Here is a 25,964-nt window from a genome sequence, read left to right as displayed (position 1 = left end):
ACTACATTGATGTAACTTCAGTCCGTCGAGACGACGACGCGGCGCGACGGCTCCACGCCCTGGCTCTCGCTGTGCACACCCTGCACTGCCGCGACGGCGTCGTGGACGATCTTCCGCTCGAAAGGCGTCATCGGCGCCAGCTCCTCGCGCTCACCGGTCTCGCGGACCCGGCGGGCCACCTTGTCGCCGAGGGCACTGAGCTCCTCGCGCCGGCGACGACGCCAGCTGGCGATGTCCAGCATGAGCCGGCTGCGCTCCCCCGTCTTCTGGTGAACCGCCAGCCGGGTCAGTTCCTGAAGCGCGTCGAGCACCTCGCCCCTGCGCCCCACCAGCTTGCTCAAATCCTCGCCGCCGTCGATGCTCACGACCGCGCGGTTGCCCTCTACGTCCAGGTCGATGTCACCGTCGAAGTCCAACAAGTCGAGCAGCTCCTCGAGATAATCGCCGGCGATCTCACCCTCGGCGACCAGACGCTCCTCGAGCTCTTCATCCTTGGCTACTGGGACCTCGGCGTCGGTCACCTCGGTCAGCTCTGCGGTATCGGCATCCGTCATGTGTCTCTCCTCTTCCACCCGGATCGAGTCCGGTCAGCGCTTACGTTTCTTGGGTCGCGCCCCGGGCCGCGGCGTCGCCGCCGGCTTGGTCGCGGTGTCCGGGCTCGCCTCGCTCGTCTCGTCGTCGGCCACGGTGGCGGTGTCGTCGTCCGCCTCGCCATCGGTCGCCGCGGAAGCGCCCTTCTTCGGCTTGGTGGGCTTGGCTCCAGGCGCCGGCGCATTCGCCGATCGGCGAGCCAGCGCCTCTTCCTTCTTGGCTTCTTCTTCCTTCTCGATCCGAGTGAACACCACGTGCTGCTGGCCGAAGGTCCAGATGTTGTTCGAGACCCAGTAGATGATGATCGCGATCGGCAGGAACGGGCCGCCCACCACAACACCGAGCGGGAACACGTACAGCGCGAGCTTGTTCATCATCGCGGTCTGCGGGTTGGCCGCGGCTTCCGGACTCTGGCGCGCCACCGAGGCCCGGCTGTTGAAGTAGGTGGCGATGCCGGCCAGGATCATCAGCGGAACCCCGACGGCGATCACCGCCGGTCGGCTGAATTCGGTGAACGCATCCAGACCGGTCGTCTGGATCATGCTGGCTCCCAGCGGAGCGCCGAACAGGTTCGCGTCCAGGAAATGCCCGACATCGGTCGGGTTGAACACATAGTTGCCTGTGGCGCGGTTGAGTTCGACGGACAGCTTCGGCTGACCGAACCCACCCTGGGTGCGGTTGAACGAACGCAGGACGTGATACAGGCCCAGGAACACCGGAATCTGCGCCAGCATGGGCAAGCAGCCGAGGATCGGGTTGAAGCCGTGCTCACGTTGCAGCTTCTGCATTTCCAGCGCCATCCGCTGGCGGTCCTTGCCGTACTTCTTCTGCAACGCCTTGATCTGGGGCTGCAGCTCCTGCATCTGCCGGGTGGTGCGGATCTGGCGGACGAACGGCTTGTAGAGCAGCGCGCGCAGGCTGAACACCAGGAACATCACCGACAACGCCCACGCGAAGAAGTTCGACGGTCCGAGAATCAGGGCGAACAGCTTGTACCAGAGCCACATGATGCCCGACACCGGGTAGTAGACGAAGTCGAGGCTGAACCAGTTAAACATGTGCGCTCCTGGCGTCGGATTCCACGCAGCTGTCGCTGGGCGGTGCGTGCCGGTCTGGGATCGGATCCCATCCTCCCCGATGCCACGGACCACACTTCGCAAGCCGGACCAGGGTCAGCCAGCTGCCCCGGATCAAGCCGTACTCAGTCAGCGCATCAACCGCGTACTGACTACACGTCGGGGTGAACCGGCACGTAGGCAGCCGCAGCGGCGAGATGGTATGGCGGTACAACTCGATGAGGAAGACCAGCCCGCGCACCGGGAGCATCCGGGCCCAGGTGGACCACCTCTGCTCACTCACCGGTTCTTCTCCGTCAATTCGTGCGTGCGTCGCAACCCGGTACGCAGCTGTTTCTCCAACCGCGCCGAATTTGCGTAGCGACTGCTGGGCAACGCGCGGATGACCACCCGATCCCCCGGATCGAGTTCAGGAACTAAGGTGCGCGCCACATGTCGAAGGCGGCGCGCCACCCGATGCCGAAGCACCGCGGACCCGACCGACTTGGCCACCACCAGTCCGATGCGCGGACCGCCGTCACCGTCACGTCGTGCGTGCACGACGATATCCGGCTGCACCGCTCGCACCCCGTGTTTGACCGTGGCGCCGAACTCCGCAGACCGTCTCATCCGGTACTGAGCCGGGAGCACGCCGCGTGATCCGTGGATCAGGCAGTCAGTGAACGACGACCCTTGCGGCGCCGGTCGGACACGATGGCACGCCCGGCGCGCGTGCGCATGCGCAGCCGGAAACCGTGAACCCGCGCCCGGCGCCGGTTGTTCGGCTGAAAGGTCCGCTTGCCCTTGGCCACGACTGTCTCTCCTCATTGCGTCTGACGGTCGCCGACCGGTGTACACGCCGAAGGTGTACCCGGGCGAACGCGACTGCCGTTGGTAAGCTCTGGTCTCGCTCGTAACCGGCGCGGCCCCGGAGGATCCGATCGCAGCCGTATCGCCGACGTACGGGCGACTGTTCGAGGGTACTGATGTCACTTCGCCTGGTCAAACCGCCTAGTCATACCCTGCTGGCGACGCAGGGATTCACAACCGTCACAACCGTCACTCCGCGGCCGCGGTAGCGCAAAATCCACTCCATCGCAATGCTGCAGAACGGTTGGCAGCCGCCGGGAAAGCTGTTAGCTTCTGCCAAAGCCGTTTCAGTTCGAAGCGGCACCGGAACACCAAAGCAGGGGGCTCGGTCGACGGGCTGTCCAGACAACATCGTTTGACTGGATCGATCACCCGCTAACCCCGACACCCTCCGCCGATATGCTGCGAGATGAGGGCGCCTGTTCTGTCCACAGCTGTGGATAACTTTGTGGATAGTATGCCGTCGGCCCGTTCGTTTATTGCCAGACCTTGGACCAGGGGGATTTGTCGTTGACCGATGATCCCGGTTCCGGATTTGCCACAGTGTGGAGTTCGGTGGTCACTGAACTCAACGGTGACTCCTGCATCGACTCCCCCGGGAGCAACGGCTCCGCCGCCGATTGGCGCCTGACACCACAACAAAGAGCCTGGCTGAAGCTGGTTCGGCCGTTGACCATCGTCGAGGGCTTCGCACTGCTGTCGGTTCCGAGCAGCTTCGTGCAAAACGAGATCGAGCGTCACCTGCGCACCCAGATCGTCGACGCGCTCAGTCGCCGACTTGGCCAGCGGGTCGAGCTCGGCGTGCGGATCGCACCACCCGAAGACGACGACGACGGCTCCGGACCGGATCCGCCGGCCGCCGAATCAGATCTCGACGAGGTCGACGAGGACCGTGAAGCCCTGGCCAGCGCCCACGAAAGTTGGCCGTCCTACTTCACCGAGCGGCCACGCAGCAACACCTCCGCCGACTCGCCCGCCACGAGTCTCAACCGCCGGTACACCTTTGACACCTTCGTCATCGGTGCGTCGAATCGTTTCGCTCACGCCGCCGCGCTGGCGATTGCTGAAGCTCCCGCCCGGGCGTACAACCCCTTGTTCATCTGGGGTGAGTCCGGACTGGGCAAGACACACCTGCTGCACGCGGCCGGCAACTACGCCCAGCGGTTGTTTCCCGGTATGCGGGTGAAGTACGTCTCGACCGAGGAATTCACCAACGACTTCATCAACTCGCTGCGCGACGACCGCAAGGTGGCGTTCAAGCGCAGCTACCGCGACATCGACGTGCTGCTGGTCGACGACATCCAGTTCATCGAGGGCAAGGAAGGCATCCAGGAGGAGTTCTTCCACACCTTCAACACGCTGCACAACGCGAACAAGCAGATTGTGATCTCCTCCGACCGGCCGCCCAAACAGCTGGCCACCCTCGAGGACCGGTTGCGAACCCGGTTCGAATGGGGATTGATCACCGATGTCCAGCCACCTGAGCTGGAAACCCGCATCGCCATTCTGCGCAAGAAGGCCCAGATGGAACGGCTCGACGTCCCCGACGACGTCCTCGAGCTCATCGCCAGCAGCATCGAGCGAAACATACGCGAACTTGAGGGCGCGCTGATCCGGGTCACCGCCTTCGCATCGCTCAACAAACAGCCGATCGACAAGGCTCTGGCCGAGATCGTGTTGCGCGACCTGATCGCCGACGCCGGCACCATGCAGATCAGCGCGGCCACCATAATGGCGGCCACGGCCGAGTACTTCGACACCACCGTCGAGGAGCTCCGCGGCCCCGGCAAGACCAGGGCGCTGGCCCAGTCCCGCCAGATCGCGATGTACCTGTGCCGTGAACTCACCGACCTCTCACTGCCCAAGATCGGCCAGGCGTTCGGTCGCGATCACACGACCGTCATGTACGCCCAGAAGAAAATCCTCAACGAAATGGCATGCCGGCGCGAGGTGTTCGATACCGTCAAAGAACTCACCACCCGCATCCGCCAGCGCTCCAAGCGCTGAAATTTCCGGGAATTTCTTTCCCTGCGGTCCAAAAACTTTGACCGCATCAGTATCAGTGGCCACACCGGTTCCTGTGGATGGCGCTGTGGACAACGCCGGGCATCACCACCGAAGACCACGGGATGACCCTGAACAATCCGGTGATATCCACACCGCAGCGCACCAACACCACCTGGCATGCACAAACCACTCACATCCCCGCGCTACACCCGAGCAGGTCTTCAACGCTGTCATCCACAACTTGCACAGCCCCTATTACTATTGCCGATCTCTATCCCTGGAGATTCCTTCGAAAGAAGGGCCTGGGGAAAACCGATGCACAGCGCCGGCCGGAACCTCCCCGGGTGGTTCTGTCGCCCCAATCGATTAGCTTTCAAGACGGCGTCCGACGCTCTACGGTTGTTGTTCTGACTGCCGTTCCGCGGCCGTCGCTCACAGACCACGCGGGCACCGTGCTCCGGCACGTCACTGAGCAGTGGGTCTGCGGGTTTCGCGTGATGAAGGGACACTATGGACGTGGCGACGACGACGGTTGGCTCCGACTTGAAGGTTCGCCTGGTGCGGGAAGACTTCGCCGATGCGGTGGCCTGGGTGGCTCGTAACCTGCCGACGCGCCCGACGGTGCCGGTTCTGGCTGGCGTGTTGCTCACCGGTACCGAGCACGGGCTGACCATCTCCGGTTTCGACTACGAGGTCTCCGCTGAGGTCCAGGTACCTGCCGAAATCGCTTCTCCCGGAAGCGTTTTGGTCTCAGGGCGGCTGCTGTCTGACATCACCAGGGCATTGCCCGCCAAACCGGTCGACGTCACAGTCGAGGGCACCCGGGTGTCGCTGACCTGCGGCAGCGCCCGTTTCTCGTTGCCCACAATGGCCGTCGAGGACTACCCGTCGCTGCCCTCGCTGCCCGAGGAGACCGGTGTGATCTCCACGGATCTGTTCGGCGAGGCCATCGGCCAGGTCGCGGTAGCCGCCGGCAAAGACGACACCCTGCCCATGCTGACCGGGATTCGCGTGGAGATTTCCGGTGAGACAGTTGTTTTGGCCGCCACCGACCGGTTCCGGCTGGCCGTTCGCGAGCTGACCTGGTCGACGTCCTCGCCGAGCCTGGAGGCGGCGGTGCTGGTCCCGGCCAAGACCCTCGCCGAGGCGGCCAAGGCCGGCATCTCCGGTTCCGAAGTACACCTGGCCCTCGGTGCGGGGTCCGCAGTCGGCAAGGAAGGCTTGTTGGGTATTCGCAGCGCCGGAAAGCGCAGCACCACCCGTCTGCTCGATGCCGAGTTCCCGAAGTTTCGTCAACTGCTGCCCAGCGAGCACACTGCGATCGCCACTATCGGTGTGGCCGAACTGACCGAGGCGATCAAGCGTGTGGCGCTGGTCGCCGACCGCGGCGCTCAGATTCGGATGGAGTTCAGCGATGGTGTGTTGCACCTGTCGGCCGGGGCCGACGATGTGGGCCGCGCCGAGGAGGATCTGCCGGTGGAGTTCGCCGGTGAGCCGCTGATCATCGCGTTTAACCCGACATACCTGACCGATGGACTCGGTTCGCTCCATTCGGATCGGGTGACGTTCGGGTTCACCACGCCGAGTCGTCCTGCGGTGCTGCGGCCCGCGGGCGATGATGGTCAGGCAGAGGGCAGTGGGCCGTTTCCGGCCGTTCAGACGGATTACGTATATCTGCTGATGCCGGTGCGCCTGCCCGGCTGACCGCGGCAACGAAAGAGGCACACACATGCAATTGGGTTTGGTCGGCCTCGGCAAGATGGGCTTCAACATGCGTCAGCGGTTGCGCGAGGGAGGCCACCAGGTCATCGGGTATGACCCGCGCCCGGAAGTCAGCGACGTACCGAGCCTGGCGGCGCTCGCCGAGGCGCTCACCGCTCCGCGGGTGGTGTGGGTGATGGTGCCTTCCGGTCCCATCACCGATGAGACCATCACGTCGTTGTCGGAGGTCCTCAGTCCCGGGGACCTCGTGGTCGACGGCGGCAACTCCCGGTTCACCGAGGATGGCCCTCACGCGGAAATCCTTGGTAGGAAAGGCATTTCGTTCGTCGACGCTGGCGTGTCCGGCGGGGTGTGGGGCTTGGCGGAGGGCTACGGCCTGATGGTGGGTGGCAGCGACGAGGACATCGCGCGGGTCATGCCGATCTTCGAAACTCTGCGTCCGCCCGGTGAGCTCGCGGACGGATTCGTCCACGCCGGCCCGGTGGGCGCCGGCCACTACGCCAAGATGGTGCACAACGGCATCGAGTACGGGCTGATGATGGCGTACGCCGAAGGATACGAACTGCTCGCCGCCGAGCCGCTGATCAAGGACACCCAGGCCGTCATCCAGGCGTGGTCCAACGGCACGGTCGTGCGGTCGTGGCTGCAGCAGCTGCTAGCCAAGGCGCTCAAAGAGGACCCGAATTTCGCCGATATCTCCGGTTTCACCGAGGATTCCGGTGAAGGCCGCTGGACCGTCGAAGAGGCCATCCACCACCGGGTGCCGATGCCGGTGATCGCCGCATCGCTGTTCGCCCGGTTCGCATCCCGGCAGGACGACTCGCCCACCATGAAAGCGGTGTCGGCACTGCGTAACCAATTCGGTGGACACGCGGTCAAGCGAGTCCCGTTGTCCGGTTAGCGGCTCGGGAATGTACGTCCGGCACCTGGCGCTCCGCGACTTCCGGTCGTGGGCTCACGTCGACCTCGAGTTGGCACCGGGCCGGACCGTGTTCGTCGGATCCAACGGGTACGGAAAGACGAACCTCGTTGAGGCACTGTGGTATTGCGCGACGCTCGGCTCACATCGGGTGGCCACCGACGCGCCGTTGATCCGAGCGGGCGCGGACCGCGCGGTGGTCTCGACCATTGTCGTCAACGAAGGACGCGAACTCGCTGTCGACATCGAGATCGCGGCGGGCCGGGCGAACAAGGCACGGCTGAACCGCTCACCGGTGCGCAGCACCCGCGAGATCGTCGGAGCGGTGCGCGCGGTGCTGTTCGCACCCGAGGATCTGGCCCTGGTTCGCGGGGACCCCGGGGAACGGCGCCGGTATCTCGACGAACTCGCAGCGGTTCGGCGCCCTCGCATCGCGGCGGTACGCGCGGACTACGACAAGGTCCTCAAACAGCGCACCGCCTTGCTGAAATCGGCTGCTGGAGCCCGCTTCCGGGGCGACCACGGTGTGTTGGACACCCTCGATGTCTGGGATGGGCACCTGGCCGCACACGGGGCAGAGCTGATGGCCGCGCGCATCGAACTGGTCAACCTGCTCGCACCCGAGCTGGAGAAGGCATACCAGCTGCTGGCGCCGGCGTCGCGGCCGGCGGCGGTCAGTTACCGCAGCAGTGTCGAACTGTCCGGTGCCGACGGCGAGAATGTGGAATTCCTCGAGGCGGCACTGCTGGCCGGTCTGGCCCGTCGGCGCGACGCGGAACTGGAGCGCGGGATGTGTCTGGTGGGTCCGCACCGCGACGACCTCGAACTGCGGCTCGGTGACCAGCCGGCCAAAGGCTTCGCCAGCCACGGTGAATCGTGGTCGATGGCGTTGTCGCTGCGGCTGGCGGCTTACGAGCTGCTGCGCACCGAGGGCACTGAACCGGTCCTGATTCTCGACGATGTGTTCGCCGAACTGGACACCGCGCGCCGCCGGGCGCTGGCCGGGGTGGCCGCCGGCGCTGAGCAGGTGCTGGTCACCGCCGCCGTCGGGGAGGACATCCCCGAGGACTGGGACGCCACCCGGATCGGGATCGCACTGCACGATGACGACAGTGGCCGCACGTCGGCGGTGATTCCGTGACCGAATCCGACGACGAGGTGACTGGTCCGCCGGAGCACCTCAGTGGGCTGGCGGGGATGGATCTGGTGCGCCGTGCGTTGGAGGAAGCCCGGGGTGCGGCGCGTAGTCAGGGTAAAGAGGTCGGACGCGGTGGCCGCTCGCCGAATCAGCGGCGCACAAACCGACGTAGCGGGGGTGGGCGCGCCTGGTCGGGGCCAGGGCCGGACCGTCGCGACCCGCAGCCGCTCGGCACCGTGGCGGCTGACCTGGCCAAGAGCCGTGGCTGGCTGCCCCACGTCGCCGAAGGAACGGTGTTCGCCCAGTGGACAACGGTGGTCGGCGAGCAGATCGCCGAGCATGCCGAGCCCACCCTGCTTCGTGACGGACTCCTAAGTATCACCGCCGAGTCGACCGCCTGGGCCACCCAGCTGCGGATGGTGCAGGCACAGCTGCTGGCCAAGATCGCTGCGGCGGTCGGGGACGGTGTGGTTACCGCGCTGAAAATCACCGGCCCGACCGCCCCGTCATGGCGGAAGGGGCCGCTGCACATCTCCGGGCGAGGTCCCCGGGACACCTACGGATGAGATCCACTACCACGATCGGCTGACAGCCACGTGAAGGTCGCCGGCGGGTATGTCAAGCGTCATCACGTATGGCGATGCAAGAAATTCCGCGCACGGCTCAACTAGGTGTGCAGAAACGCCGCCGCAGAATCGGTCCGGTCCGGGGTTGACGGTAGACTATGACGAGACCTGCGGGCGATCCGTGAACCACCCCGCTGCGAACCCCAAGGAGACCTGTCCGACCGTGGCTGCCCAGAAGAAGAAAGACCAAGACTCCTACGGTGCCGGCTCGATCAAGATCCTCGAGGGCCTCGAAGCTGTTCGCAAGCGTCCCGGCATGTACATCGGCTCCACCGGTGAGCGCGGCCTGCACCACCTGGTGTGGGAGGTGGTCGACAACGCCGTTGACGAGGCTATGGCCGGTTACGCCACCAAGGTCGACGTGCGGCTGCTCGAAGACGGTGGCGTCGAGGTCACCGACGATGGCCGCGGCATCCCGGTCGCGATGCACGAATCCGGCGTCCCCACCGTCGACGTCGTCATGACCGTGCTGCATGCCGGCGGCAAGTTCGAAGAGGGCGCCTACAGCATCTCCGGTGGTCTGCACGGCGTCGGCGTGTCGGTGGTCAACGCGCTGTCCAGCCGCCTCGAGGCGGACATCCGCCGCGACGGCTACGAGTGGTTCCAGACCTACGACAATTCCGTGCCGGGCACCCTCAAGCAGGGCGAGGCCAGCCGCAAGACCGGCACCACCATCCGATTCTGGGCTGATCCCGCCATCTTCGAGACCACCACCTACGACTTCGAGACGGTCGCGCGCCGGTTGCAGGAGATGGCCTTCCTCAACAAGGGTCTGACCATCGAGCTGACCGACGAACGGGTCGCCCCCGAAGAGGTCGTCGATGACGTGGTCAGCGACACCGCCGAGGCACCGAAGTCAGCCGAGCAGGCCGCCGCGCCACAGAAGGTCAAGCACCGCACGTTCCATTACCCCGGCGGCCTGGTCGACTTCGTCAAGCACATCAACCGGACCAAGCAGCCGATCCACAACAGCGTCGTCGACTTCTCCGGCAAGGGTGAGGGCCACGAGGTCGAGGTCGCGATGCAGTGGAACGCCGGGTACTCGGAGTCGGTGCACACCTTCGCTAACACCATCAACACCCACGAGGGTGGCACGCACGAAGAGGGCTTCCGCGCGGCCTTGACGACCGTGGTCAACAAGTACGCCAAAGACAAGAAGCTGCTCAAGGACAAGGACCCCAATCTCACCGGCGACGATATCCGGGAGGGTCTTGCCGCCGTCATCTCGGTGAAGGTGGCCCAACCGCAGTTCGAAGGCCAGACCAAGACCAAGCTGGGCAACACCGAGGTGAAATCGTTCGTCCAGCGCATCTGCAACGAGCAGCTCAGCCACTGGTTCGAGGCCAATCCGTCGGACGCCAAGACCATCGTCAACAAGGCGGTGTCCTCGGCGCAGGCCCGCATCGCCGCCCGCAAGGCGCGAGAGTTGGTGCGGCGCAAGAGCGCAACCGACATCGGCGGTTTGCCCGGCAAGCTCGCCGACTGCCGCTCCACCGACCCGAGCAAGTCCGAACTGTATGTGGTGGAGGGCGACTCGGCCGGCGGCTCGGCCAAGAGCGGCCGCGACTCGATGTTCCAGGCGATCCTGCCGTTGCGCGGCAAGATCATCAATGTCGAGAAGGCACGCATCGACCGGGTGCTGAAGAACACCGAAGTCCAGGCCATCATCACCGCGCTGGGTACCGGCATCCACGACGAGTTCGACCTGGCCAAGCTGCGCTACCACAAGATCGTGCTGATGGCCGACGCCGACGTTGACGGTCAACACATTTCGACGCTGCTGCTGACTCTGCTGTTCCGGTTCATGCGGCCGCTGATCGAGAACGGTCACGTGTTCCTCGCCCAGCCGCCGCTGTACAAACTCAAATGGCAGCGCAGCGAGCACGAGTTCGTCTACTCCGACCGCGAACGCGACGTCGTGCTCGAGGCCGGGCTCAAGGCCGGCAAGAAGATCAACAAGGACGACGGCATCCAGCGGTACAAGGGTCTGGGCGAGATGAACGCCAAGGAACTGTGGGAGACCACGATGGACCCGTCGGTGCGGGTGTTGCGCCAGGTCACCCTCGACGACGCCGCCTCGGCCGACGAGCTGTTCTCCATCCTGATGGGTGAGGACGTCGAGGCGCGCCGCAGCTTCATCACCCGTAATGCCAAAGACGTTCGCTTCCTTGACGTTTAACCCTTCCCTAGGGACAAGAGGATCACATGACTGACACCACGTTGCCGCCCGGCGACGCCGCCGGAGACCGCATCGAGCCGGTGGACATCCAGCAGGAGATGCAGCGCAGCTACATCGACTACGCGATGAGCGTCATCGTCGGCCGTGCGCTGCCGGAGGTGCGCGACGGCCTCAAGCCGGTGCACCGCCGCGTGCTCTACGCGATGTACGACTCCGGGTTCCGGCCCGACCGCAGCCACGCCAAGTCGGCGCGTTCGGTCGCCGAGACGATGGGCAACTACCACCCGCACGGCGACGCCTCGATCTACGACACCCTGGTCCGGATGGCCCAGCCGTGGTCGCTGCGCTACCCGCTGGTCGACGGGCAGGGCAACTTCGGCTCGCCGGGTAACGACCCGCCGGCCGCCATGCGGTACTGCGTCACCGGTGATGCCCTGGTAGCTCTACCTGAGGGCAAATCGGTGCGCATCGCCGATGTCGTGCCTTGCGCAAAGCCGAACAGCGACAACAACATCGAACTGAAGGTGCTCGGTCGACACGGCACGCCGGAGTCAGCAGATCGGTTGTTCCATTCGGGTGAGCACCAGACCTTCTCCGTTCGGACGGTCGAAGGACACCAGGTCACTGGCACGGCGAATCACCCGCTGCTATGCCTGGTGAGCCTGGGTGGTGTGCCGACGCTCCTCTGGAAGCTGATTGAGGAGATCCGCCCCGGTGACTATGTCGTCATGAGCGCCGAGTGTGGGGCTTATGCACACAAATCGCGAGTGGCGCCCTACATATCCCCCACAGTCGATGAAGTACCTGGGCTTGCGGAGTTCCTCCGCGCCAATGGGAACGATCCCGACGCTCGCGCCATCGCAACAGAGTTGACCGACGGGCGTTTCTACTACGCCACCGTTGCTTCGGTTGTCGACGCAGGCGTGCAGCCCGTCTACAGCCTGCGTGTCGACACAGAGGACCACTCGTTCATCACGAATGGCTTCGTCAGTCACAACACCGAGGCGCGGCTCACCCCGCTGGCCATGGAGATGCTGCGCGAAATCGACGAGGAGACAGTCGATTTCATCCCGAACTACGACGGCCGGGTCCAGGAGCCGACGGTTCTGCCGAGCCGGTTCCCCAACCTGCTCGCCAACGGTTCGGGCGGCATCGCCGTCGGTATGGCCACCAACATCCCGCCGCACAACCTGCGCGAGCTGGCCGAGGCCGTCTACTGGTGCCTGGAGAACTTCGAGGCCGACGAGGAGGCCACCCTCGAAGCGGTCATCGAGCGGGTCAAGGGTCCCGACTTCCCCACGCACGGTCTGATCGTCGGCAGCCAGGGCATCCTCGACGCCTACCGCACCGGTCGCGGCTCGATCCGGATGCGCGGTGTCGTCGAGATCGAAGAGGACAGCCGCGGTCGCACCGGCATCGTCATCACCGAGTTGCCGTACCAGGTCAACCACGACAACTTCATCACCTCGATCGCCGAGCAGGTTCGCGACGGCAAGCTGGCCGGCATCTCCAACATCGAGGACCAGTCCAGTGACCGGGTCGGTTTGCGGATCGTCGTGGAGATCAAGCGCGACGCCGTGGCCAAGGTGGTGCTGAACAACCTCTACAAGCACACCCAGCTGCAGACCAGCTTCGGCGCCAACATGCTGTCCATCGTCGACGGGGTGCCGCGCACGCTGCGCCTCGACCAGATGATCCGCTACTACGTCAACCACCAGCTCGACGTCATTGTGCGGCGGACCACCTACCGGTTGCGCAAAGCCAACGAGCGGGCCCACATCCTGCGCGGCTTGGTCAAGGCGCTCGACGCGCTCGACGAGGTGATCGCGTTGATCCGGGCGTCGGAGACCGTCGACATCGCCCGGGCGGGCCTGATCGAGCTGCTCGACATCGATGAGATCCAGGCCCAGGCGATCCTGGACATGCAGCTGCGGCGCCTGGCCGCCCTGGAACGTCAGCGGATCATCGACGACCTGGCCAAGATCGAGGCCGAGATCGCCGACCTCGAGGACATCCTGGCCAAGCCCGAACGGCAGCGCGCGATCGTGCGCGACGAGCTCAAGGAGATCGTCGAGAAGCACGGCGACGACCGGCGCACCCGCATCATGGCCGCCGACGGTGAGGTGTCCGACGAGGACCTGATCGCCCGCGAAGACGTGGTCGTGACGATCACCGAGACCGGGTACGCCAAGCGCACCAAGACCGACCTCTACCGCAGCCAGAAGCGCGGCGGCAAGGGTGTGCAGGGCGCCGCGCTCAAGCAGGACGACATCGTGCGGCACTTCTTCGTGTGCTCCACGCACGACTGGATCCTGTTCTTCTCCACGCAGGGTCGCGTCTACCGGGCCAAGGCCTACGACCTGCCCGAGGCCCAGCGCAACGCGCGCGGTCAACACGTGGCCAACCTGCTGGCTTTCCAGCCCGAGGAGCGCATCGCCCAAGTCATCCAGATCAAGGGCTACGAGGACGCACCGTATCTGGTGCTGGCCACCCGCAACGGCCTGGTGAAGAAGTCGAAACTGTCCGACTTCGACTCCAACCGCTCGGGCGGCGTCGTGGCGATCAACCTGCGTGACGGTGACGAGCTGGTCGGCGCAGTGCTGTGCTCGGCGGAGGACGACCTGCTGCTGGTCAGCGCCAATGGCCAGTCGATCCGGTTCTCGGCCACCGACGAGGCGCTGCGGCCGATGGGCCGGGCGACCTCCGGTGTGCAGGGCATGCGGTTCAACGCCGACGACCAACTGCTGTCCCTCAACGTGGTCCGCGAGGGCACGTATCTGCTGGTCGCGACGGCCGGCGGGTATGCCAAGCGGACCGCGATCGAGGAGTACACCGCGCAGGGCCGCGGCGGCAAGGGCATCCTCACCATCCAGTATGACCGTCGCCGTGGCAGTCTGGTCGGCGCATTGGTGGTCGATGAGGACAGTGAGGTGTTCGCCATCACCTCGAGCGGCGGTGTCATCCGCACCGCGGCGCGCCAGGTCCGCAAGGCAGGACGCCAGACGAAGGGCGTTCGCTTGATGAACCTCGGCGAGGGCGACACACTGTTAGCCATTGCTCGCAATGCCGAGGAGCAGGAGATCGCGGACGAGGCGTCTGACGCGGACACCGCGCCCGACGCAACGTAGCGTGGCGGAGGGCAACAGGTGAGGAGCTGGTGGTGAGCGCACCCAACGAGCCGGGTCAGCCCGGGCCGGGCGATGGCCCTGGCAACGGGAACGGCTTGGTGGACCCGGCCGCGGCCCGGCCCGCCGCCGGAGCCAACGGCGGCGATGTCCCGCCGTGGCAGCGCGGCGCCACTCGTGCCCGTCAGGGCGCGACACCACCGCGACCGGGCCCGGACGCCGGTGCCCGGCCCGAGCCTCGGCCGGCCGCACCGCCAGCGTCGCCGAGCATCGAGGCCCGGGTGAACCGGTTCATCACTGGCACCGCCGCCCCCGACCTCTCGACGCTGGGCGGACAGCCACCCCGGCCGGAGTCTCGCCAGGAACCGGAGGCGCCGACCGCCCGGCCGGGGACGCGTCCCGAGCGCACCGAATTCGCGCGGCCCGAGGCCTATGCCAGCGAGCTGCCGGACCTGTCTGGGCCGCCGCCCAAGCCCACCCAGCCGCGCAAAGCTCCCGTGGAACGTCCGCCCAACGCTGAGTCGAGCCCCGCCAAGGCCGCTGGGCCGTCCTCACGGATCCAGGTCGGCGCCAACCGCGCGCGCGGTCCCGTGCGCGCCAGCATGCAGATCCGCCACATCGATCCGTGGAGCGCATTGAAGGTATCGCTGCTGCTGTCGGTGGCGCTGTTCTTCGTGTGGATGATCGCTGTGGCGTTCCTCTACCTGGTGCTCGGCGGGATGGGCGTGTGGAGCAAGCTCAACAGCAACGTGGGCGACCTGCTCACCAACACCAGCGGCGGCGGTGGTGAGCTGGTGTCCAGCGGGACGATCTTCGGGGGCGCGGCGCTGATCGGTCTGGTCAACATCGTGCTGCTGACCGCGATGGCCACCGTCGGTGCGTTCATCTACAACCTGAGCACCGACATCGTCGGCGGCATCGAAGTCACCCTGGCCGACCGGGACTGACGAGAACCGACCGGTTTGGGTGCAGCACCGCGCGTACGGTAATCTCGTCGCTCGGTCGTATGACGAATACGGGCCTATAGCTCAGGCGGTTAGAGCGCTTCGCTGATAACGAAGAGGTCGGAGGTTCGAGTCCTCCTAGGCCCACGGTGTCCTGGTCAACGGGGAGGGCGTCCGTGAGGATCGCATTGCTGCTGGCGGTCCTGGCCGCTGGCGCTGCAACACTGCGCATCGGCCGCCGCGGCGAAGTCTGGCACACCCTGCACGACCGTGACTGACCCGGGGCCTTAGCTCAGTTGGTAGAGCGCTGCCTTTGCAAGGCAGATGTCAGGAGTTCGATTCTCCTAGGCTCCACAAGTAGCGGCGTTCCGCCGCAATCCACTTCGTGAACGGCGTTCCGCCGGTCACGAAGTGGCCAAGTACCCTCCCGTATCGGCCGTTGCTGCATACGCTAGCGCGGGACGGTGTTGTCGCCGTCAACTATCGGGCAGGGGGGCCGCCAATGGTGTCGGTGGACGACGTCCTCAAACCTGTGCGGTCCGTCGGCGGCTTCTACTCACTGGCCATGGACACTCTGGTCGCGATGTTCACCAAGCCGCTGGCCTGGCGGGAGTTCTTCCTGCAGATCTGGTTCGTGGCCCGGGTGGCGATCCTGCCGACGCTGCTGCTGGCGATCCCGTTCACCGTCCTGGTCGTGTTCACCCTTAACGTCTTGCTGCACGAATTCGGTGCGGCCGACTTCTCCGGCACCGGCGCCGCCAACGCGTCGGTCACCGAGATCGGGCCGATCGTCACGGTCCTCGTCGTCGCCGGGACCGGAGCCACCGCGATGTGCGCCGACCTCGGTTCTCGCACCATCCGCGACGAACTCGCCGCGCTGCGGGCGATGGGCGTCGACCCTGTCCATCGCCTCGTGGTCCCCCGCGTGCTGGCTGCCACCGTCGTCGCCATGTCGCTGGTCTCGCTGGTGACGTTCGTCGGGCTGGCAGGATCCTTCGCCTTCGCCGTCTTCGTCCAGCACGTCACCCCGGGCGCCTTCGCTGCCGGTCTCACCCTGTTCACCGGGTTGCCCAACGTCATCCTGGGTCTCGTCAAGGGCGCACTGTTCGGTGTCTCCGCCGCCTTGATCGCCTGCTACAAGGGCATGGCGGTGCGCAAGGGTCCGCAGGGTGTCGGCAACGCCGTCAACGAGACCGTCGTGTACTCGTTCATCGCGCTGTTCGTCATCAATGTCGTTGCGACGGCCGTCTACTACACGAGCGTTAGATGACCGGTAAGGCTGCCGGACAACGGCATTCGGCACCGCCCACCGTCGTGAAAGGAATGGTCGACGGCTGGAACCGGATCGGCACGCAGATCAAGTTCAATGCCAGATCCGTGCGCGAGATGGGGATAGCGGTGGTCCGCTACCGCACCGAGATCCTGCGCCTGATCGCCCAGATGAGTTTGGGCACGGGCGCACTGGCGCTCATCGGCGGCACAGTGGCCATCGTCGGATTCATGACGCTCACCACGGGAGCGGTCATCGCTGTGCAGGGCTACAACGAACTTTCGGGCATCGGGGTGGAGGCCATGACCGGCTTCATCTCCGCCTACGTCAACGTCCGCATCATCTCCCCCGCAGTGGCCGGGATCGGCCTGGCGGCAACCATCGGCGCCGGTGCCACCGCGCAGTTGGGGGCGATGCGCATCAACGACGAGATCGACGCGCTGGAGGTGATGGCCGTCCGTTCGGTCGCCTACCTGGTGTCCACCCGCGTGATCGCCGGTGTGGTGGTGGTGATCCCGCTGTACTGCGTGGCGATGGTGTGTGCCTTCCTCGCTGCACGGTTCGGCACCACAGGCTTCTATCACCAGTCCACCGGCGTCTACGACCACTACTTCAACACCTTCCTCAATTCCAGCGATCTGCTGTGGTCGTTCTTCACCGTCGTCTTGATGGGCGTCGCCGTCATGCTGATACACACCTATTACGGCTACACCGCCACGGGCGGTCCGTCCGGCGTCGGTGTGGCGGTGGGACGTTCGGTGCGCGCATCGTTGGTCGTCCTGGTGTTGCTGCTCTTGGTGGTCGCGATGTCCATCTACGGCCAGTCCGGCAACTTCCACCTCTCCGGGTAGCGACATGTCAGATCCGCGCTCGGAAGGACTCCACCCGGCTTGGTGGACACTGATCTTCCTGGCCGCCGTCATCGGCACCATCGTGGCGACCACGACGCTGTTCTCCGGCTCGCTGCGCTCCTACGTGCCGGTGACGCTGACGGCTGACCGGGCGGGGCTGGTGATGGATCGCGGTGCAAAGGTCAAGCTGCGCGGCGTGCAGATCGGCCGCGTCGGACGGGTCTCAGCCAACCAGAACCAGGTGGACCTCCGGCTCGAAATCGAGCCGGACCAAATGCGATTCATTCCGGCGAATGTCGGGGCGCGTATCCGCGCCGGCACGCTGTTCAGCGCCAAGTTCGTCGAGCTCGTCTATCCGAGTGACCCCAGCCCGCAACGGCTCACCGCCGGATCGGTGATCACCTCCGACAACGTCAGCACCGAGATCAACACCATGTTCCGCAACGTCGCCGACATCCTCAAACAGGTCGACCCGGCGAAACTTCAGGCCACGCTGTCCGCTCTGGCGCAGGGCCTGCGGGGACACGGCGAGACCATCGGGCAGACCATCACCGACACCAACGAGGTGCTCAAGCAGATCAACGCCCGCGCCGGAACCATCGAGGCCGACCAGCATGCGGTGAGGCGGATCACCGACACCTACAGGGCCGCCGCCCCGGACATCCTGAAAGCCCTCGACGGGGCCGGAACCACCAGCGCGACCATCACTGACAACGCGGCCACGCTCGATTCGTTACTCACCGGCGTGGTCGGGCTTGCCCACGGCGGCATCGATCTGATCGGATCGAGCCAGCCCGATCTGACCCGGGCCGTCACACTCTTCGAGTCCACCTCGCGGCTGCTCTTCAAGTACAACCCCACCTTCACCTGCACACTGGTCGGCGCCAAGACAGCGCTGGACACCGGCTACCTCGACGCCACCGGAGGCGCCAACCACAAGTCGATAATTCTCGACAGCACGCTGCTGTTCGGGCCAGACCCCTATCGCTACCCGCAGAACCTGCCGGTCATCGGGGCCAAGGGCGGTCCCGGCGGCGCACCGGGCTGCGGCTCGCTGCCCGATGTCGCCGCCAATTGGCCTGTGCGCCAGCTGATCACCAACACCGGCTGGGGAACGGGCCTCGACATCCGGCCGAATCCCGGCATCGGGTTCCCCGGCTACGCCGACTACCTTCCGGTCACCCGGGCGATCCCCGAACCGCCCAGCGTCCGCAACCCAGGTGGCCCGGCACCGGGGCCGATTCCCTACCCAGGCGCGCCGCCCTACGGCGCGCAGCTCTACGCCCCGGATGGAACTCCGCTATGGCCGGGCTTGCCGCCGGCTCCCCACCGGGCGCCCCCGTGAGCCCGGACCGCCACCGCCCGGCTCGGAACCCTTCGTGGTACCCGCACCCGCCCAGCTGCAACCGACCCCGACCCCACCGCTGCCCGATGCGGCGACGCCGTCACCATGATGTGGCGCCCATGAAAGAAAACCTGCCGGGCGCGATCGTGCGCGCCGCCGTGTTCCTGGTCGTGTGTGCGCTGGGTCTGGTGGCGATGCTGGCGATCTTCGCCCAATTGCGGTTCGAGACCGAAAACACCTACACCGCCGAGTTTCACACCGTCTCAGGTCTGGAGGACGGCAACTTCGTCCGCATCGCCGGAGTTGAGGTGGGCAAGGTCAAGAACATCAGGATCCGCGACGACGGGGTCGCTCTGGTCGAGTTCGGCACCGACGGCTCGGTGGTGCTGACCGAGGGCAGCCGAGCGGTCGTCCGTTACCGCAACCTCATCGGTGAGCGCTACCTCGCGCTGGAGGAAGGGGTGGGCGCAACCCGGCAGCTCCGCCCCGGTGCCACCATCCCGTTGTCCCGCACCGCTCCCGCGCTGGACCTCGACGCGCTGCTCGGCGGATTCCGGCCGCTGTTCCACGCGCTGGATCCCCAGCAGGTCAACGCACTGTCCGAGCAGCTCGTCACCGCACTGCAAGGCGAGAGCCCCACCATCGCAGCGTTTCTGGCCCAGACCGCAGCCGTGACCAACACCCTCGCCGACCGCGACCAGCTGATCGGGCAGGTCATCACCAACCTCAAGACCGCGGTGGGATCTCTGGGCGATCAGAGCTCACAGTTCGCCGGAGCCATCGACTCGCTGTCCACCGCACTGGCCACCGTCGCCGACCGAAAGCAGGACCTGCGCAACGGCGTCGTGTTCGCCAACGAGGCAGCAGCACAGATCGGCGACCTACTCGTCCGCGGCCGGGCACCTCTGGTGAAGGTGGTCCACGAGGCGGACCGCACCGCTGATTCTGTGCTGTCCGACCGGGCCTACTTTGATCGCTTCCTCGACACACTGCCCGACAGCTACCGGATGCTCAACCGCCAGGGCCTCTACGGAGACTTCTTCAGCTTCTACCTGTGCGACCTGATCCTGAAGCTGAACGGCAAAGGGGGCCAACCGGTCTACGTCAAGGTCGCCGGGCAGGACACCGGGAGGTGCACTCCGCGATGACGACCTTCGCCGACCGCAATCAGATCGTTATGGGACTGCTCGGGGCCGCAATCACTTTGGGCGTGGTCCTCGGCGCGCTCAACTACGGGAAGCTGCCGTTCATCAACTCGAGCCGGGAGTACTCGGCCTACTTCGCCGAGGCCGGCGGCCTGTTGTCCGGGGCACCCGTGCAGGTGTCGGGCTTCAAGGCCGGCAAGGTGCGCAGCATCGACCTTGACGGCCCGCGGGTACTGGTCACCTTCGAAGTCGACAAGAACATCCGGCTGGGTGACCGCACCGAGGTAGCCATCAAGACCAAGAGCATTCTGGGTGCCAAGATCCTCGAAATCACACCGCTGGGCGACGGCAGACAGTCCGGGCCGATCCCGCTCGATCGGACCACCTCGCCCTACCAGCTGCCCGATGCCCTTGGCGGCCTGACCACAACCATCAGCGGCCTCGACATCGACCGGCTGTCGGACTCGTGGAAAGTGCTGGCCGACGAATTCGCCGACACCCCACCGGTTCTCAAGGTGGCGCTGCAGGGGGTAGCCCGCTTCTCCCAGACGGTCGACGAGCGCGACAGCGAGTTGCGTAAGCTTCTCACCGACGCCAACAAGGTTACGTCGGTGCTGGCCGACCGCAGTGACGCCATCGTCACCATGCTGACCGACAGCAACACGCTGCTTACCGAGCTCACGACCCAGAGCCGGGCGCTCGACGAGATCTCCGGGAACATCACGACGATGAGCCGCCAGATCAGGGACCTGATCGTCGAGAACAGGCAGACGCTACAGCCCGCGCTTGACAAGCTCGACCAGCTGCTGACGATCGTCGATCACCGCAAGGAGCGGATTGCCCAGGCTATCAAGGGGTTCAACCAGTACATGATGTCCTCGGGTGAGTCGATGTCGGCGGGACCGTTCTTCAAGTTCTACATCGCCAACCTGCTGCCCGGGCAGTTCATCCAGCCGTTCGTCGACGCCGCGTTCTCCGACCTCGGTCTGGACCCCAACGTGCTGGCACCCTCACAGTTGACCGATCCGCAGACCGGCCAGCCGGCTACCCCACCGCTGCCGTTGCCGTACCCCCGCACCGGTCAAGGCGGTGACCCGAGGCTGAACCTGCCCGACGCGATCACCGGCACCCCCGGCGATCGCCGCTATCCCTACCGTGAGCCGCTGCCGGCCCCGCCGCCGGGCGGACCGCCGCCGGGCCCACCCGCCGATCCGTCACCCGCCCCGACGCCGTCACCGGTCCTGGTGCCCGCGCCACCTCCTTCCGGAGCGGCCCAATGACTCAGCGCGCCAACATCCGCATCGGCGCAGCCGCCGTCCTCACCCTGATGATCGTGGCCGCGGCCGCGGTTCTGCTGCACTCGGCCGGCACGGCCGGCCGGCGCACCGTGGTGGCCTACTTCGCCAACAGCAACGGCATCTTCGTCGGCGACGAAGTCCGCATCCTCGGCGTGCCGGTCGGCAAGATCGAGCGAATCGAACCGCAGACCACACGCGTCAAGATCACCTTCTGGTACGACGGGAAATACCAGGTGCCCGCCGACGCGAAGGCGGTGATCCTCTCCCCCGCCATCGTGAGCGCACGCATCATCCAGCTCACCCCCGCCTACACCAGTGGTCCCGAGATGCGCTCGGGTGCAGTCATTCCCGAGGACCGCACCGCGGTGCCCGTCGAGTGGGACGATCTGCGTCAGCAACTCGAACGGCTCACCCGTCTGCTGCAGCCGGACGAACCGGGCGGGCTCAGCACGCTGGGATCCGTCGTGCACACCACCGCCGACGCGCTGCGCGGTCAGGGCGCGAACATCCGCGCCACCATCGTCAAACTGTCGCAGGCGGTTTCGGTGCTCGGCGACCACAGCGAGGACCTTTTCGGCACGATGAAGAACCTGTCGGTCCTGGTGTCGGCCCTGCAGGACAGCGGCGATCTGATGCGGCAACTCAACGGCAACCTCGCCACCGCAACCGGGCTGCTGACCGACGAACCCAACGAGATCGGCGATACGGTTACCGCCCTCGCCGCCGTCGTCGGCGAGGTGCGCACCTTCGTCGCCGACAACCGCGAGTCGCTGGGCAGCACGGCGGACAAGCTCGCGTCGGTCTCCACCGTGCTGACAGCGAACCTCGACGACATCAAGCAGACCCTGCACATCGCGCCGAACGAGTTGCAGAACCTGATGAACATCTACCAGCCCGCCCAGGGCACCCTGGGCGGTGCCTACGCCTTCAACAACTTTGCCGATCCGATCACCTTCCTGTGCGGGGCGATCCAGGCGGCATCCCGGCTCGGTGCCGAACAGTCGGCCAAGCTGTGCGCCCAGTACCTGGCGCCCATCGTGAAGAACCGCCAGTACAACTTCCCGCCGCTGGCTGAGAACCTCATCGTCGGTGTGGCCGCCCGGCCGAACGAGGTGACCTACAGCGAGGACTGGATGCGGCCGGACTACGTCCCGCCGCCGGCGCCGAATCAGGCTGCGCCGGCGAGTGATTCACCGCTGCCCGCCGAGGTGCAACGCACCGACCCGGCCGCCGGCCTGACCGGCATGATGATGCCCGGGCAGGGGGGCTGATGATGACGGCACTGCTGAACCGCGCCGCCCTGGCCCTGTTGACCGCAGCGGTGGCCGCCGGCTGCGGCTGGCACGGCCTGAACTCCTTGCCGCTACCGGGAACGGCGGGGCGCGGCCCGGGCTCGTACACGGTCCAGGCGCAACTGCCCGACGTGCGCACCATCGAGCCGAACTCCCGGGTTCAGGTTGACGACGTCACGGTCGGCACCGTCACCAAGATCGAGCGGCAGGGCTGGCATGCGCTGCTCACAATGAGCATCAACGGTGGCGTCGACCTACCGGCCAACGCCACCGCGACGGTCGGCCAGAGCGGTCTGCTCGGTTCGCTGCACGTCGAGCTGGCACCGCCGTCCGGTGTGCCACCGCAGGGAAAGCTGAAGGACGGCGCGGTGATTCCACTGTCGTCGGCCGGATTTTACCCGTCCAGCGAGCAGGTGCTCGCGGCATTGACCATGCTGCTCAACGGCGGCGGGGTCGGCCAGGTCCAGGACATCACCGCGTCGTTGAGCACGGCACTGGCCGGACGCGAGCAGGACCTGCGCAGCCTGATCGAACAGCTCGACACCTTCACCCGCTACGTCAGTGACCAGTCGGCCGACATCATCGCCACCGCCGAGAGCCTGAACTCGCTGGCCGGCAGGTTCGCCGACCAGAAGCCGGCGGTGGACAAGGCGCTGACGACCATCCCCGGTGCGCTGAAGGTGATCAGCGACCAGCGGCAGACGCTGGTGGACGCCCTCGACCAGCTCGGGAAGCTCGGTGCCCTGGTGGCCGAGTCCACCAAACAGACCAAAGACGGCCTGGTGCAGGAACTCACCGATCTCGGGCCCGTGCTGGAGTCGGTGGCCAACGCCGGTCCCGCCCTGACCCGAGCGCTGGGGTTGTTCGCCACCTACCCGTTTCCCACCGACAACGTCGGGATCTGGCAGCGCGGCGATTTCGCGAACCTGACCGCTGTCATCGACCTCACCTTGAGCCGACTCGACGCGTCCTTTCTCACCGGGACCCGCTGGGAGGGCAACCTGACCGAATTGGAGCTGCAGTGGGGGCGCACCATCGGGCAGCTCCCCAGCCCGTACACCAGCGGCAATCCCCTTGTGGCGCCGTATCATCGGGACCAAGGACGCTGATATGCCGCCCCTGAGCATGCGCATGCGGATCCAGCTGGCCGTATTTGCCGTGATCACACTGATCGGTGTGGCGGCGATGAGTTTCGGATACATCAGACTGCCGGCGATGTTCGGCATCGGGCGTTATCAGGTGACGGTGGAACTGCCCCGAACCGCGGGCGTCTACCCCGGCGGCAACGTCACCTTCCGTGGGACGGAGGTGGGCCGCATCAAGGAGGTGAAGCTGACCGCCACTGGAGTTGCGGCGATTCTGTCGCTGAAATCCAGCATCGCCGTTCCCTCGGATCTCGACGCGCGGGTGCACAGTCAATCAGCCGTCGGCGAGCAGTACATCGCCCTGCTGCCGCGCCGCGATTCAGCGCCGCTGCACAACGGCGACGTGATCCCGGCCGACCGCACCACGGTGCCCCCCGACTTCGACGCGGTGCTCGATTCCCTGACCGCCGGACTGAACACCATTCCGCACGACGACCTCAAGACGATGATCGACGAGTCCTACACCGCATTCGGCGGCCTGGGTCCGGACCTGTCGCGGTTGATCACCGGCGGTGGTGAGCTGGCGGCCGGTGCGCGTAAGAACCTGGGTCCGCTGCTGACGCTGATCGATCAGTCCAAACCGGTCCTGGATGCGCAGGCCGACTCCGCCGATGCGGTCGGGGCGTGGGCCGCCCACCTGGCGACCATCAGCGGCCAGCTGCAGAGCAGCGCCCCCGCCCTCCGGGACCTCCTGCACCAGGGTGCCCCGGCCGTCGACCAGGCGCGATCGCTCCTCGACCGGGCGCGGCCCACCGTTCCCGTCATCGCGGCCAACATGGCCAGCGTTGCCCAGGTGGCCCTCACCTACCAGCCGAGTCTCGAGCAGCTGCTGGTGCTGGCACCGCAGGCGACCGCCGTCGCGCAGGCGGTCAACCTGGCCAACCGGAACACCATGGTGCCCTACCGCGGCGCATACATGAGCTTCAACCTCAGCCTCAACCAGCCGCCCCCGTGCACCACCGGCTTCCTGCCGGCTCAGCAGCAGCGGCCCTCGTCCGTGGAGGACGCGCCGGAGCGGCCCGCCGGTGACCTGTATTGCCGTGTGCCGCAGGACTCGCCGTTGAGTGTGCGTGGGGCGCGGAACATTCCGTGCATCACCCGCCCCGGCAAGCGCGCACCCACGGTGGCGATGTGCGAGAGCGACCGGAACTACATCCCGCTCAACGACGGCTACAACTGGAAGGGCGACCCCAACGCCACCCTGTCCGGGCAGGGCGTACCACAACTGCCGCCGATCACCGGTGCCGAATACGACCCGGCGACCGGGACCTACACCGGACCAGACGGGCGGTCCTACACGCAGACCGACCTGGGCCCCGGCGCGTCAAAGCCCAAGGACTGGCAGTCGATGTTGTTGCCGGGCAACTGAACTGAGCATTCGACGACGTACGCGTGCCCGCTACGGTTTCGGTGCGACCTCGACGCTGGGCGGCAGCGGTGACGGTTCGGGCTGCATCGAGCGGCGCACGATGCTGAACGCGACCGCACCGCCGACCACCGCCGCCAAACCCAGACCGCCGAACACCCACAGCCGCCGGTGGCGTCGATGCGCGGCCGTGCGCGCATCCTGCAGGGCTGCGGGAAGTTCGGAGACCACCTGCTTGACCGCGGCGGCTTCCTGCGCGAGTTCCTGGCGGGCGGCCGGGGCTTCGCGGTAGCGGCGCCGCGCGGCGGCCGCCGCGGACTCCGCGGAGTGCACGCTGATGCCGACCACGCCGCGGGTCACGTCGACGGGGCCCACGGCCGTGTAGCGCAGGCCACGGGCCAGGCGCTCTCGTGAGGTGAGCTTCGGTTCGGTTCTGCGGCCCATCGCAACCTCCCTGCCGGTGATCCCCCAACCCTGCCACACCGGAACACCGGGTGGCCGCGGGATGACCCACACCGCGCTAGTGGCACACTGTGAACCCGTGACCACGAGCCCCATCGCCACCGCGACTGCGACCCTGCACACCAACCGCGGCGACATCAAGATTGCGCTGTTCGGTAACCACGCCCCCAAGACCGTCGCCAACTTCGTCGGCCTGGCTCAGGGCACCAAGGAGTACTCCACGCAGAACGCCTCGGGTAGCACCTCGGGACCGTTCTACGACGGCGCCGTGTTCCACCGCGTCATCGACGGTTTCATGATCCAGGGCGGCGACCCGACCGGCACCGGCCGTGGCGGCCCGGGCTACAAGTTCGCCGACGAGTTCCACCCCGAGCTGCAGTTCGACAAGCCCTACCTGCTGGCGATGGCCAACGCGGGCCCGGGCACCAACGGCTCGCAGTTCTTTATCACCGTGGGCAAGACCCCGCACCTCGACCGGCGGCACACCATCTTCGGCGAGGTCGTCGACCCCGAGTCGCAGAAGGTTGTCGACGCGATCGCCACCACGGCCACTGACCGCAACGACCGGCCCACCGAACCGGTGGTCGTCGAGTCGATCACCATCTCCTGACGCG

The 25,964-nt window shown here is 66.3% G+C and carries 22 protein-coding genes, 2 tRNA genes and 1 pseudogene; 19 read left to right on the top strand and 6 right to left on the bottom strand.

The window, feature by feature from the left end:
- Positions 1-17 precede the first annotated feature (17 nt).
- From K9U37_RS03240 to rpmH, 5 genes are read right to left on the bottom strand one after another with little or no spacing between them, the layout of a single operon-like run.
- A complete protein-coding gene (locus tag K9U37_RS03240) occupies positions 18-554 on the bottom strand; it encodes a Jag family protein (RefSeq protein ID WP_243070499.1) in 537 nt (178 codons plus the stop codon).
- Positions 555-587: 33 nt separating this feature from the next.
- Positions 588-1,649 carry a membrane protein insertase YidC gene (yidC, locus tag K9U37_RS03235; protein WP_243070498.1) on the bottom strand — a complete coding sequence of 354 codons (1,062 nt, stop codon included), beginning with the start codon at positions 1,647-1,649 and terminating at the stop codon, positions 588-590.
- Positions 1,642-1,917: a membrane protein insertion efficiency factor YidD gene (gene yidD / locus K9U37_RS03230; RefSeq protein ID WP_243073200.1), complete on the bottom strand. Its 276-nt coding sequence runs from the start codon at positions 1,915-1,917 to the stop codon at positions 1,642-1,644. Before yidD ends, yidC begins: the two co-directional genes overlap by 8 nt.
- A gap of 29 nt (positions 1,918-1,946) precedes the next feature.
- The gene (rnpA, locus tag K9U37_RS03225) at positions 1,947-2,297 is read right to left on the bottom strand and encodes a ribonuclease P protein component (RefSeq protein ID WP_243070497.1); all 351 of its coding nucleotides are present in this window, start codon (positions 2,295-2,297) and stop codon (positions 1,947-1,949) included.
- A gap of 17 nt (positions 2,298-2,314) precedes the next feature.
- Positions 2,315-2,458: a 50S ribosomal protein L34 gene (rpmH, locus tag K9U37_RS03220; RefSeq protein ID WP_014818477.1), complete on the bottom strand. Its 144-nt coding sequence runs from the start codon at positions 2,456-2,458 to the stop codon at positions 2,315-2,317.
- Positions 2,459-3,026: 568 nt separating this feature from the next.
- Here rpmH and dnaA point away from each other — a divergent pair.
- The 18 genes and pseudogenes from dnaA (at position 3,027) to K9U37_RS03130 (ending at position 24,891) form a co-directional block, all read left to right on the top strand.
- Complete coding sequence (gene dnaA / locus K9U37_RS03215; RefSeq protein WP_243070496.1) at positions 3,027-4,523, top strand: chromosomal replication initiator protein DnaA; 1,497 nt, start codon at positions 3,027-3,029, stop codon at positions 4,521-4,523.
- Positions 4,524-5,039: 516 nt separating this feature from the next.
- Positions 5,040-6,227 carry a DNA polymerase III subunit beta gene (dnaN, locus tag K9U37_RS03210; protein WP_243070495.1) on the top strand — a complete coding sequence of 396 codons (1,188 nt, stop codon included), beginning with the start codon at positions 5,040-5,042 and terminating at the stop codon, positions 6,225-6,227.
- Between the two features lie 25 nt (positions 6,228-6,252).
- Positions 6,253-7,146 carry a phosphogluconate dehydrogenase (NAD(+)-dependent, decarboxylating) gene (gene gnd / locus K9U37_RS03205; RefSeq protein ID WP_243070494.1) on the top strand — a complete coding sequence of 298 codons (894 nt, stop codon included), beginning with the start codon at positions 6,253-6,255 and terminating at the stop codon, positions 7,144-7,146.
- A gap of 10 nt (positions 7,147-7,156) precedes the next feature.
- Positions 7,157-8,305 (top strand): DNA replication/repair protein RecF, encoded by a 1,149-nt coding sequence (gene recF, locus K9U37_RS03200; RefSeq protein ID WP_243070493.1) that lies wholly within the window; start codon positions 7,157-7,159, stop codon positions 8,303-8,305.
- Positions 8,302-8,868, top strand: a complete 567-nt coding sequence (locus K9U37_RS03195; RefSeq protein WP_308197323.1) for a DUF721 family protein — start codon at positions 8,302-8,304, stop codon at positions 8,866-8,868. The genes recF and K9U37_RS03195 overlap by 4 nt, the downstream gene beginning before the upstream one ends.
- A 223-nt stretch (positions 8,869-9,091) precedes the next feature.
- Positions 9,092-11,107, top strand: coding sequence for a DNA topoisomerase (ATP-hydrolyzing) subunit B (gyrB, locus tag K9U37_RS03190; RefSeq protein ID WP_243070492.1), 2,016 nt, complete (start codon positions 9,092-9,094; stop codon positions 11,105-11,107).
- A 26-nt stretch (positions 11,108-11,133) separates the two neighbouring features.
- Positions 11,134-14,235: an intein-containing DNA gyrase subunit A gene (gyrA, locus tag K9U37_RS03185; protein ID WP_243070491.1), complete on the top strand. Its 3,102-nt coding sequence runs from the start codon at positions 11,134-11,136 to the stop codon at positions 14,233-14,235.
- 32 nt (positions 14,236-14,267) lie between these two features.
- Complete coding sequence (locus K9U37_RS03180) at positions 14,268-15,179, top strand: DUF3566 domain-containing protein (RefSeq protein WP_243070490.1); 912 nt, start codon at positions 14,268-14,270, stop codon at positions 15,177-15,179.
- A gap of 70 nt (positions 15,180-15,249) precedes the next feature.
- Positions 15,250-15,323: transfer RNA gene (locus K9U37_RS03175), tRNA-Ile, on the top strand.
- Between the two features lie 134 nt (positions 15,324-15,457).
- Positions 15,458-15,530 (top strand) — tRNA-Ala (locus K9U37_RS03170).
- A 148-nt stretch (positions 15,531-15,678) separates the two neighbouring features.
- Entirely contained in the window at positions 15,679-16,446 is a 768-nt protein-coding gene (locus K9U37_RS03165; RefSeq protein ID WP_243070489.1) for an MlaE family ABC transporter permease, read from the top strand.
- On the top strand, positions 16,443-17,297 hold the full coding sequence (locus K9U37_RS03160; protein WP_243070488.1) for an ABC transporter permease: 855 nt from the start codon (positions 16,443-16,445) through the stop codon (positions 17,295-17,297). The genes K9U37_RS03165 and K9U37_RS03160 overlap by 4 nt, the downstream gene beginning before the upstream one ends.
- Positions 17,298-17,301: 4 nt before the next feature.
- Positions 17,302-18,751 (top strand): annotated as a pseudogene (locus K9U37_RS03155) (MCE family protein).
- Positions 18,752-18,761: 10 nt separating this feature from the next.
- The gene (locus tag K9U37_RS03150; protein ID WP_243070487.1) at positions 18,762-19,790 is read left to right on the top strand and encodes an MCE family protein; all 1,029 of its coding nucleotides are present in this window, start codon (positions 18,762-18,764) and stop codon (positions 19,788-19,790) included.
- Positions 19,787-21,067 carry an MCE family protein gene (locus K9U37_RS03145; RefSeq protein WP_243070486.1) on the top strand — a complete coding sequence of 427 codons (1,281 nt, stop codon included), beginning with the start codon at positions 19,787-19,789 and terminating at the stop codon, positions 21,065-21,067. The genes K9U37_RS03150 and K9U37_RS03145 overlap by 4 nt, the downstream gene beginning before the upstream one ends.
- Positions 21,064-22,356, top strand: a complete 1,293-nt coding sequence (locus tag K9U37_RS03140; RefSeq protein ID WP_272888007.1) for an MCE family protein — start codon at positions 21,064-21,066, stop codon at positions 22,354-22,356. The genes K9U37_RS03145 and K9U37_RS03140 overlap by 4 nt, the downstream gene beginning before the upstream one ends.
- The gene (locus K9U37_RS03135) at positions 22,356-23,486 is read left to right on the top strand and encodes an MCE family protein (RefSeq protein WP_372489376.1); all 1,131 of its coding nucleotides are present in this window, start codon (positions 22,356-22,358) and stop codon (positions 23,484-23,486) included. The genes K9U37_RS03140 and K9U37_RS03135 overlap by 1 nt, the downstream gene beginning before the upstream one ends.
- Position 23,487: 1 nt before the next feature.
- Positions 23,488-24,891, top strand: coding sequence for an MCE family protein (locus tag K9U37_RS03130; RefSeq protein ID WP_243070484.1), 1,404 nt, complete (start codon positions 23,488-23,490; stop codon positions 24,889-24,891).
- Between the two features lie 30 nt (positions 24,892-24,921).
- Here the strand turns inward: K9U37_RS03130 and cwsA are convergent, their stop codons facing one another.
- Positions 24,922-25,332, bottom strand: a complete 411-nt coding sequence (gene cwsA, locus K9U37_RS03125) for a cell wall synthesis protein CwsA (RefSeq protein WP_243070483.1) — start codon at positions 25,330-25,332, stop codon at positions 24,922-24,924.
- A 79-nt stretch (positions 25,333-25,411) separates the two neighbouring features.
- On the opposite strand from cwsA, the gene K9U37_RS03120 reads away from it, so the two are divergent.
- Positions 25,412-25,960: a peptidylprolyl isomerase gene (locus tag K9U37_RS03120; protein WP_243073197.1), complete on the top strand. Its 549-nt coding sequence runs from the start codon at positions 25,412-25,414 to the stop codon at positions 25,958-25,960.
- Positions 25,961-25,964 lie beyond the last annotated feature (4 nt).

This window comes from Candidatus Mycolicibacterium alkanivorans (assembly GCF_022760805.1).
Lineage (GTDB): Bacteria > Actinomycetota > Actinomycetes > Mycobacteriales > Mycobacteriaceae > Mycobacterium > Mycobacterium alkanivorans.
Note: the sequence above shows the minus strand (reverse complement) of the source record. Positions and strands in the feature narration are given on the sequence as shown.

Excerpts from the sequence above, each read along its gene's own strand:
- K9U37_RS03240 (WP_243070499.1), bottom strand. The coding sequence starts at position 554 with ATGACGGATGCCGATACCGCAGAGCTGACCGAGGTGACCGACGCCGAG.
- yidC (WP_243070498.1), bottom strand. The coding sequence starts at position 1,649 with ATGTTTAACTGGTTCAGCCTCGACTTCGTCTACTACCCGGTGTCGGGC.
- yidD (WP_243073200.1), bottom strand. The coding sequence starts at position 1,917 with ATGCTCCCGGTGCGCGGGCTGGTCTTCCTCATCGAGTTGTACCGCCAT.
- gnd (WP_243070494.1), top strand. The coding sequence starts at position 6,253 with ATGCAATTGGGTTTGGTCGGCCTCGGCAAGATGGGCTTCAACATGCGT.
- recF (WP_243070493.1), top strand. The coding sequence starts at position 7,157 with ATGTACGTCCGGCACCTGGCGCTCCGCGACTTCCGGTCGTGGGCTCAC.
- gyrA (WP_243070491.1), top strand. The coding sequence starts at position 11,134 with ATGACTGACACCACGTTGCCGCCCGGCGACGCCGCCGGAGACCGCATC.
- K9U37_RS03165 (WP_243070489.1), top strand. The coding sequence starts at position 15,679 with ATGGTGTCGGTGGACGACGTCCTCAAACCTGTGCGGTCCGTCGGCGGC.
- K9U37_RS03160 (WP_243070488.1), top strand. The coding sequence starts at position 16,443 with ATGACCGGTAAGGCTGCCGGACAACGGCATTCGGCACCGCCCACCGTC.
- K9U37_RS03150 (WP_243070487.1), top strand. The coding sequence starts at position 18,762 with ATGAAAGAAAACCTGCCGGGCGCGATCGTGCGCGCCGCCGTGTTCCTG.
- K9U37_RS03145 (WP_243070486.1), top strand. The coding sequence starts at position 19,787 with ATGACGACCTTCGCCGACCGCAATCAGATCGTTATGGGACTGCTCGGG.
- K9U37_RS03140 (WP_272888007.1), top strand. The coding sequence starts at position 21,064 with ATGACTCAGCGCGCCAACATCCGCATCGGCGCAGCCGCCGTCCTCACC.
- K9U37_RS03135 (WP_372489376.1), top strand. The coding sequence starts at position 22,356 with ATGATGACGGCACTGCTGAACCGCGCCGCCCTGGCCCTGTTGACCGCA.
- K9U37_RS03130 (WP_243070484.1), top strand. The coding sequence starts at position 23,488 with ATGCCGCCCCTGAGCATGCGCATGCGGATCCAGCTGGCCGTATTTGCC.
- cwsA (WP_243070483.1), bottom strand. The coding sequence starts at position 25,332 with ATGGGCCGCAGAACCGAACCGAAGCTCACCTCACGAGAGCGCCTGGCC.